The organism is Megamonas sp. Calf98-2, assembly GCF_900110235.1.
Lineage (GTDB): Bacteria > Bacillota > Negativicutes > Selenomonadales > Selenomonadaceae > Megamonas > Megamonas funiformis.
Map to the genome: position 1 here is coordinate 1 of NZ_FOCY01000051.1, position 8,430 is coordinate 8,430.

7 protein-coding genes and 1 pseudogene are annotated in these 8,430 nt (G+C 31.0%); all 8 read left to right on the forward strand.

Annotated features, from left to right (window positions below; genetic code table 11):
* Nucleotides 1-227: 227 nt before the first annotated feature.
* The 8 genes and pseudogenes from BMX03_RS11460 (at nucleotide 228) to BMX03_RS10695 (ending at nucleotide 8,266) form a co-directional block, all read left to right on the forward strand.
* A pseudogene (locus BMX03_RS11460) lies at nucleotides 228-1,118 on the forward strand (autotransporter outer membrane beta-barrel domain-containing protein).
* A gap of 83 nt (nucleotides 1,119-1,201) precedes the next feature.
* Nucleotides 1,202-1,432, forward strand: a complete 231-nt coding sequence (gene secG / locus BMX03_RS10665) for a preprotein translocase subunit SecG (protein ID WP_008537917.1) — start codon at nucleotides 1,202-1,204, stop codon at nucleotides 1,430-1,432.
* 123 nt (nucleotides 1,433-1,555) lie between these two features.
* Nucleotides 1,556-2,290 (forward strand): alpha/beta hydrolase, encoded by a 735-nt coding sequence (locus BMX03_RS10670; protein ID WP_022228628.1) that lies wholly within the window; start codon nucleotides 1,556-1,558, stop codon nucleotides 2,288-2,290.
* Nucleotides 2,291-2,321: 31 nt separating this feature from the next.
* Entirely contained in the window at nucleotides 2,322-4,808 is a 2,487-nt protein-coding gene (rnr, locus tag BMX03_RS10675) for a ribonuclease R (protein WP_091695351.1), read from the forward strand.
* A 30-nt stretch (nucleotides 4,809-4,838) separates the two neighbouring features.
* Complete coding sequence (gene smpB, locus BMX03_RS10680; RefSeq protein WP_008537912.1) at nucleotides 4,839-5,312, forward strand: SsrA-binding protein SmpB; 474 nt, start codon at nucleotides 4,839-4,841, stop codon at nucleotides 5,310-5,312.
* A 32-nt stretch (nucleotides 5,313-5,344) separates the two neighbouring features.
* Entirely contained in the window at nucleotides 5,345-6,379 is a 1,035-nt protein-coding gene (gene mltG / locus BMX03_RS10685; protein WP_008537911.1) for an endolytic transglycosylase MltG, read from the forward strand.
* A gap of 24 nt (nucleotides 6,380-6,403) precedes the next feature.
* Entirely contained in the window at nucleotides 6,404-7,006 is a 603-nt protein-coding gene (locus BMX03_RS10690; RefSeq protein ID WP_019000151.1) for an O-methyltransferase, read from the forward strand.
* Nucleotides 7,007-7,021: 15 nt separating this feature from the next.
* Complete coding sequence (locus BMX03_RS10695) at nucleotides 7,022-8,266, forward strand: peptidase U32 family protein (RefSeq protein ID WP_091695353.1); 1,245 nt, start codon at nucleotides 7,022-7,024, stop codon at nucleotides 8,264-8,266.
* The last annotated feature ends 164 nt before the right edge of the window (nucleotides 8,267-8,430 follow it).

The following is an 8,430-nucleotide window of genomic DNA, read 5'->3' on the forward strand; positions in this document are numbered from 1 at the left end:
TTTTAAAGTATTTAGCTTACAATGAGATTGGTTCAACATTAGATACACTTCTTTGTGATGAAATACTTAGAAATGTACTCTTGTTGAACTTTTTTTGCAAGTAAAAATTTTAACTAGCACAATACGTAATTAATAATATCTTTGGCAATAATGAAGATGCTGTTAATTATAAATTGGTAAATATTGAAGAAAAAACTTTATCTAATGCAGGTAAAACTATATTAAACATGACTAAGGCTAATTATGATGTAGCGCTCTTCATGGGACGATTAGATAAACGCATGGGTGATGTGCATTATTTAAATAAAAATGATGATGGTATATGGTTTAGACTTCGTCATGATAGAATTGAAAAAGATTTAGGATATACTGTTGATGGGAATATGTATGAATTAGGATATGATAAACTTTTTCTTAGAGACGATGGTCAAGAACGTTTAGGATTAGCTTTTGATTATATGAAAGGGTCTACTTCTTATGATGATATAGCTGGCAAAGGAAATAATAGTAGAAAAGGTATCTGGCTTTATGATACATGGATTGGTGATGATGGTCATTATAGCGATTATATTTTGAAATGGGGTCATTTAGAAAATGATTTTGAAATAGTTGATACCAAAAAATTGAATTTAATTAAAGGAAATTACGATAATGATGTATTTTCTGCTAGTGCAGAATATGGCTATATGAAAAATTTAAAAAATGATTGGTATATCACTCCTCAAGTTTAATTACAATTAGCTAAAGTAACAGGCGCAGATTACATTACAAATCAAAATACTAATGTGCATGTAGATAATATTGATAGTATTATCGGTAGAGCAGGATTTAAATTAGGCAAAAATTTTGGTGATAATAAGAAAAATACTTTTTATCTAAAAGCAGATATATTACGAGAATTTTTAGGCGAACAATTTGTATCAGTTAAAGATGTTACTTCTGATAATGAATATGTTGGTTTTAAATATGACCATAGTGGTTATTGGTATGATGTTGGTTTTGGCTTTAATATTGAAACTAAAAAAGATTCATATGCATTCTTAGATATTGAACGCAGATTTGGCAATGGAAATAAAAATTCATATCAAATTAATGCTGGTTTTTACTGGGCTTTGTAATTGAGAATTTATAACTTGTAATCAAAGATATAGATATGCTATTATAGTACTATAGCAGGTTTAAGTTTGTGGGGAGGATAAATATGTTATTGACTATTTTGATGATTATAGATGCGTTAGTAGCAATTGGCTTGATTGCTTCTGTGCTTATGCAAGAAGGTAAAACTGCAGGCATGGGAAGTTTATCAGGACAAAATGAAACAGCTTTTAGTAGCAGTGCTCGCGGTATGGACGCATTAATGGCCCGTTTCACTGTGTTTTTTGCTGTACTGTTTATGATAATTACTTTAATCATAGCTAAAATGGTAGCATAAAAAACTATTCTCTATCTATTTGAATTAATTTAAAGTAGATAGAGATTTTTTTTTATCAAATAGTGTAATATTTTATTTAATAAGTCATTTATAATAATATTTTAAAATTTAGGAGGTATTTTTATGATTACTAGTGGTGCAGAGCCATTTTTGTTACCTGGAGGTTCAAAGGGTGTATTATTGATACATGGATTTACAGGCTCGCCTTCTGAAATGATATTATTAGGAAATTATTTATACAGACAAGGTTATACTGTATTAGGTGTGCGCTTAGCTGGTCATGGTACGACTGTAGAAGAAATGGCTAATACTAATTGGCATGAATGGTATCATAGTGCATGTGATGGATATCATTTATTGCGTGGCATTTGCAGTGAAATATCTGTAATCGGTCTATCTATGGGCGGTTTATTAGCTATGCGAATTGGCAGGGATTTCCCTGTGAAAAAAATAATTTCAATGTCTGCTCCTGTATATATAGCTAATGAACGCAATTTAAGATTTTTACCACCACTTGAAAAATCAGTGGGACGATATCAGCGTAAAAATAGACGAGAATTACCTGAACTAGCTAAAAGATACAATGTATCTTATAATAAAATGCCACTTGTCTGTGTGCATCAATTGTTGGAGATAATAGCCAAAACAAAAGAAATTCTACCAGAAATTTCAAAACCAATTTTGATTGTTCAAAGTAAAAATGACCATACAGTAAAAGAAGAAAGTGGTCAATATATTTATGACCATATTGGTAGCAAGGATAAACAATTATTTAAATTAATTTTTTCAGGTCATTTAGTTACTTTAGATATTGAACATGATAAATTATTTAATAAAATAGAGAATTTTTTGAAATAAATTATTTAGAGGTTAGATAGAGGATAAATTTATGAGTTTACAAGAAAAAATAATGAAATATATGCAAACTAAAGCTAAAAGACCGATGAGTCAGGAAGATTTATTATATGCTTTGGCTTTAGAAGCAGATGAAATAAAACAATTACCCTCTGCGATGGAAGAATTAGAGCGAAAAAATCTATTAATTCAAAATCGAAGCGGTTTATTTGGTTTACCAAAACATATGAATTTAGTTGTAGGGAAAATGAGTATCACGTCTAAAGGATTTGGTTTTGTTATTCCAGATAATGGGCTAGAAGAAGGTAAAGCTAAAGTTGATGATATTTTCATTCCTGCTGGTATGTTAAATTCAGCAATGAATAATGATAAGGTTTTAGTGCGTATCACTACTGAAAGAAGTAGTTTCACTAAGCGTGAAGGCGAAGTTATTCGCATATTAGAACGTGCTAATAATAAAGTTGTAGGTACATTTGAAAGCAGTAGAACTTTTGGTTTTGTAGTTCCAGATGATAGCCGTTTAAATCAAGATATTTTTATTGAAGGTCGTAATTTTAATGGGGCAAAAGTAGGCATGAAAGTAGTTGCTGAAATCACTAAATGGCCGACAAAAAATCATAGTCCAGAAGGGAAAATTATAGAAGTTCTTGGGAAAATAGGTGCACCTGGCGTAGATATTTTATCAGTAATGCGTCAATATGATTTATCAGAGCAATTTCCTGTAGATGTACAAGAAGAAGCTAAACAGATTGAGCAAGTACCTAGTAAGGCAGAATGCAATAAACGCAAGGATAGACGCCATTTACAAATTGTAACTATTGATGGTGAAGATGCCAAAGATTTAGATGATGGTGTTTATGCAGAAAAATTGCCAAATGGGAATTTTTTCTTAGGTGTATATATTGCTGATGTTAGTCATTATGTAAAAGCATTTTCACCTTTAGATAAAGAGGCATATAATCGCGGTACAAGTGTATATTTAGCAGATAGAGTAATCCCTATGTTGCCTGTGGAGTTGTCCAATGGTATTTGTAGTTTAAATGCTGGCGAAGATAGACTTTCCATGTGTGCGGAAATGGAAATTGACGCAAATGGCTCTGTTATTAAATACGATATTTTTCCTACAGTTATTCATGTATATCGTCGATTAACGTATAAATTAGTAAATCGCATCTTAGTGGAAAAAGATACGCAAATGATTGAGGACAATCAAGATATTTTACCATTGTTACACAATTTAGAAGTTGTATATAAAGTTTTAAATAAACGACGTCAAATGCGTGGAGCTATAGATTTTGATATTCCTGAAGTTAAGGTAAAATTGAATGCCAAAGGTCAAGCAGTAGGTCTTGTAAAACGTGAACATGGATTAGGTGAATCTATCATTGAAGAATGTATGTTAGTAGCTAATGAAACAGTAGCTGAGCATATGGCTAGAAAAGAATTGCCTTTTATTTACCGTGTGCATGAAGAACCTGTAGAAGATAAAATGCTTGCCTTAAATGAATTATTAGCTAATTTTAATTTGCATTTAAATCGCAACACTGAAGGTGAAATTGAACCTAGAGCTGTTCAAGAAGTATTAAGTTCTATTAAAGGAAAGTCAGAAGAAAAAATTATTTCTGCTGTAGCTTTGCGCAGTATGCAACAAGCTAAATATAAAGCAGAAAATTTAGGACATTTTGGCTTAGCTGCTAAATACTATACGCATTTTACTTCACCAATTAGACGTTATCCAGATTTAATCGTTCATCGTTTATTAAAAGAACAATTAAATGGAAAAATGACAGCAGAACGTCAAGAAAAATTAAAATCAAGATTACCTGAAGTGGCTACACATACATCTAAACAAGAGCGTGTGGCTACAGAAGCAGAACGCGAGACAACTTTAATTAAGGAAATTGAATATATGGCTCGTTTCTTGGGTGATGAATTCCAGGGTATTATCAGTGGCGTTACTGCTTTTGGTATTTTTGTAGAATTAGATAATGGCGTAGAAGGTTTAGTCCATGTTTCTACCATGGTAAATGATTATTATGAATATGTAGAGAAAGAATATGCACTCGTTGGCGAAATGACTAATTTCAGATATCGTTTAGGTGATGAAGTAACTGTTATTTTGACAAGAGCAAGTATTAAAGAACGTTCTATTGATTTTATTTTAAAAGATAATGGTAAGATGCCACTTGTTTTTGAAGATGATATAATCGCTAAACCATTTTTTACAGAAATCAATAATAATGTGAAAAAAGATTTAAAGATTAAAGAAAACTTTTCTAAAGAAAATAAAGCAAGCAAAAAGCAAGCGGATAAATATAAACGCAAAAAACGTAAAGATAAAGAGCATAAAAAAATAGAGGAAAAAAGAAAGAAATCTATTACAAAAATAGAAGGTAAGAAAAAAGATAACAAGAAAAGTGCTTTTTATGATAAAATTTATACGAAGAAAACTCGTAAAAAAAATGGCACCAAAGAACGTGTGCGTGATAGAGTTTCAAAAGGCAAACGCCGTAAAAAATAAATATTTTAGACAATAAGTAAGGTTGATTTTATGGGAAAGAAAAATGCAAGTGTAAAAATTGTTTGTGAAAATAGAAAGGCTCGTCATGATTATTTTATTCATGAAACATATGAAGCTGGGATTGTTTTGGTAGGTACAGAAGTTAAATCTCTTCGTGCAGGTAAAGCTAATTTAAAAGATAGCTTTGCTAAAATCAAAAACAATGAAATCTTTTTGGATAATATGCATATCAGTCCTTATGAGCAGGGTAATATTTTCAATCATGATCCACTTCGTGCTAGAAAATTACTTATGCATAAAATAGAAATAGTAAAATTATCCAGTAAAATTAAAGAAAAAGGTTTTACATTAGTACCATTAAAAGTTTATTTTAGCAAAGGTAGAGCAAAAGTGGCTTTAGGACTTGCTACTGGTAAGAAAAATTATGATAAACGTCAAGCTTTGGCAGAAAAAGCTGCTAAACGTGATGTAGAACGTGCATTGAAGGAACGTCAAAAATATTAAATATAGCTAAGTGAGATGGTGATTAATTATTTATGTGGGAAAAGATAAAATCTATATTAACTACTACTAAATATCAAGTTAGAATTGGCTTGGCTGTAGTATTAATATTTTTAGGCGGATATAATTTATTTTTCATCGGCGATGATGAAGGACATGGCGATAATATTTCTATAAAAATAGAAAGTGGCATGTCTACAGAAGAAATTGCTCAAAATTTGCAAGAACATGCTATAATAAACAATGGTCTTGGTTTTCGCATTTTAGCTCGTTTGGAAGGTAAGGATACTCAATTTAAAGAAGGTATTTATTATTTTCGTGTGGGTATGAATATAAATTCTGTTCTTGATAGATTGGTTCAAGGGCCAGAAAATCAAGTAGTTAGAATAACTATTCCAGAAGGCTTCACTGTAGAAGATATTGCTAATTTATTAGAAAAAGAAAATTTGACTACAAAAGAGGAATTTTGCAAGGTAGCAAAAGATTATACTCCATATGATTATATGAAGGAAGCTACAGAAAATAAGGATATCAAATATGCTGTAGAGGGATTTTTATTTCCTGATACTTACGATATTGATAGGTCTTATGGTGCAAAACAAATCATGCAAATCATGGTAGATAATTTTGACCATAGATTAAATAGTGAAATGCGTGAACGTGCTAAAGAGGAAAATTTATCTATTTTCGAATTGGTAACTATGGCATCTTTGGTGGAAAAAGAAGCTAAGTTTGCAGAAGATAGACCAATTATCGCTGATGTATTTTTCAAACGACTAGAAAATCATATGATGCTACAATCTGATGCGACTATTCAATATGCTTTAGATGAACATAAGGAAGAGTTTAGCATTGAAGATACAAAACTAGATTCTCCATATAATACGTATCAACATGAAGGTTTGACTCCAGGGCCAATTGGAAATCCAGGTCTTGCTTCTATTGAGGCTGTGTTATATCCAGCAACTACAGATTATTTGTATTTTGTTGCAGATAGTGAAGGTCATAATCATTATAGTGTAACGTATGATGAACATTTAAAAGTTATTGAAGAAATATATGGTGAATAAATAATAAGTAAGAGGAATTAAAACGTGGAAGCTTTATTTAAGCAAATGGAAGATTTTGCGAAAGAAAATAAAGTACCAATCATTAATGAAAATGGCAGAAAGGTTTTTATTGAGATAATAAAAAAATATAAGCCACAAAGAGTTTTGGAAATTGGTACTGCGATAGGTTATTCTGCATTATTAACTACTTATTATGGTGCAGAAAATGCAAAGATTATTTCTTTGGAATTAGATGAAGAACGCGCAAAACAGGCTCAAGATTTTATAAATCAGTCTGCATATAAAGAGCAGATTGAAATTATTTTAGGTGATGCCGCTGAAAATATAGAAAAGCTAGATAAAAATTATAAATTTGATATGGTTTTTATTGATGCAGCTAAAGGACAATATCCTGATTATTTGCAGAAAGTATTACCATTATTAGCTGATGATGGCATTATTTTAGCTGATAATGTATTATTTCGCGGTTATGTAATGAGCGAAGAAAAGCCACCTCGCCGATATAAGACGATTGTAAAAAGATTGCGTGAATATATTGCTATGGTAAGTGATAAAGATAAATTTACAACAGAGATTTTTGAAAATGGCGATGGTTTGGCTTTAACTAAAAGATTGAAAACTAATTAATTATTTGGAGGAACAATGCAAAATACAATAAAAAAACCTGAATTATTAGCACCAGCAGGAAATTTAGAAAAATTGAAAATGGCTATTTTATATGGAGCAGATGCTGTATATCTTGGCGGAAAACGTTTTGGGCTTCGTGCTTATGGCGGTAATTTTTCTAAAGAAGAAATGATTGAAGGCGTTAAATTTGCTCATGAACGTGGTAGAAAAGTTTATGTAACAGCAAATATTTTTCCGCATAATAATGATATAAATGAAATTTTACCATATCTACAAGAATTGGTAGAGGTTGGTGTTGATGCTGTTTTAGTATCTGATATCGGTTTATTCATGCTCATTAAAAATGAAGTGCCAAATCTTGAAGTTCATATCAGTACACAGGCTAATAATACTAACTGGAGAGCTGTTAAAGCATGGCAAGATTTAGGCGCAGAACGTGTTGTATTAGCTCGTGAACTTTCTTTTGCTGAAATAAAAGAAATTCGCGAAAAAACTGATGTGGAATTAGAAATGTTTGTACATGGTGCAATGTGTATTTCTTATTCTGGCCGTTGCTTAATCAGCAATTATTTAACAGGTAGAGATTCTAATCGTGGAGCATGTACTCAACCTTGCCGTTGGAAATATAATTTAACTGAAGAAAAACGTCCTGGTCAATTTTTTCCTGTAACTGAAGATGAAAATGGAACATATTTCTTTAATTCTAAAGATATGTGTTTACTTCCTTATCTAAAAGATATCATCGAATGTGGTGTAGATAGCTTAAAAATTGAAGGTCGTATGAAATCTATTCATTATGTAGCTAGTGTAGTAAGTGCATACCGTCATGCTATCGATAGTTATTTTGAAAATCCAGAAGAATTTACAATCAAACAGGAATGGATAGATGAATTAAATAAAGTTTCTCATCGTGAATATACAAGTGGTTTCTCTTATCATAAAACTTCTTGTGATGATCAAATTTATAACACAACATCTTATGAACATACATCTGATTTTGTAGGCTTAGTACTTGATTATGATGAAGAAACAAAAATTGCTACTATACAGCAACGCAATCATTTAACAGTTGGACAAGAAATAGAATTCTTCCAACCTGATGCACCTTTATTTAAACAAACTATTACAGAAATGTTTAATGATGAAGGTATTTCCATAGAAGTAGCACCACATCCACAACAGATTATTACTATGAAAATGGATAAACCTGTTGTGCCATATACAATTTTAAGACGTGATGTAGATAATAAAGAAGAATAATAATATAAAAAGAGCGTTATAGTCATGTTGAACTGCACCCCAAAAGTTGGACACAAAACAACTTTTGGAGGTGCAGTTTTTTTATGACTAAATACTCAAATGAATTTAAAGTTAAAGCAATTAAAATGGTTTTAAAAGGAAATTCTATTTCTCATGTAGCTAAA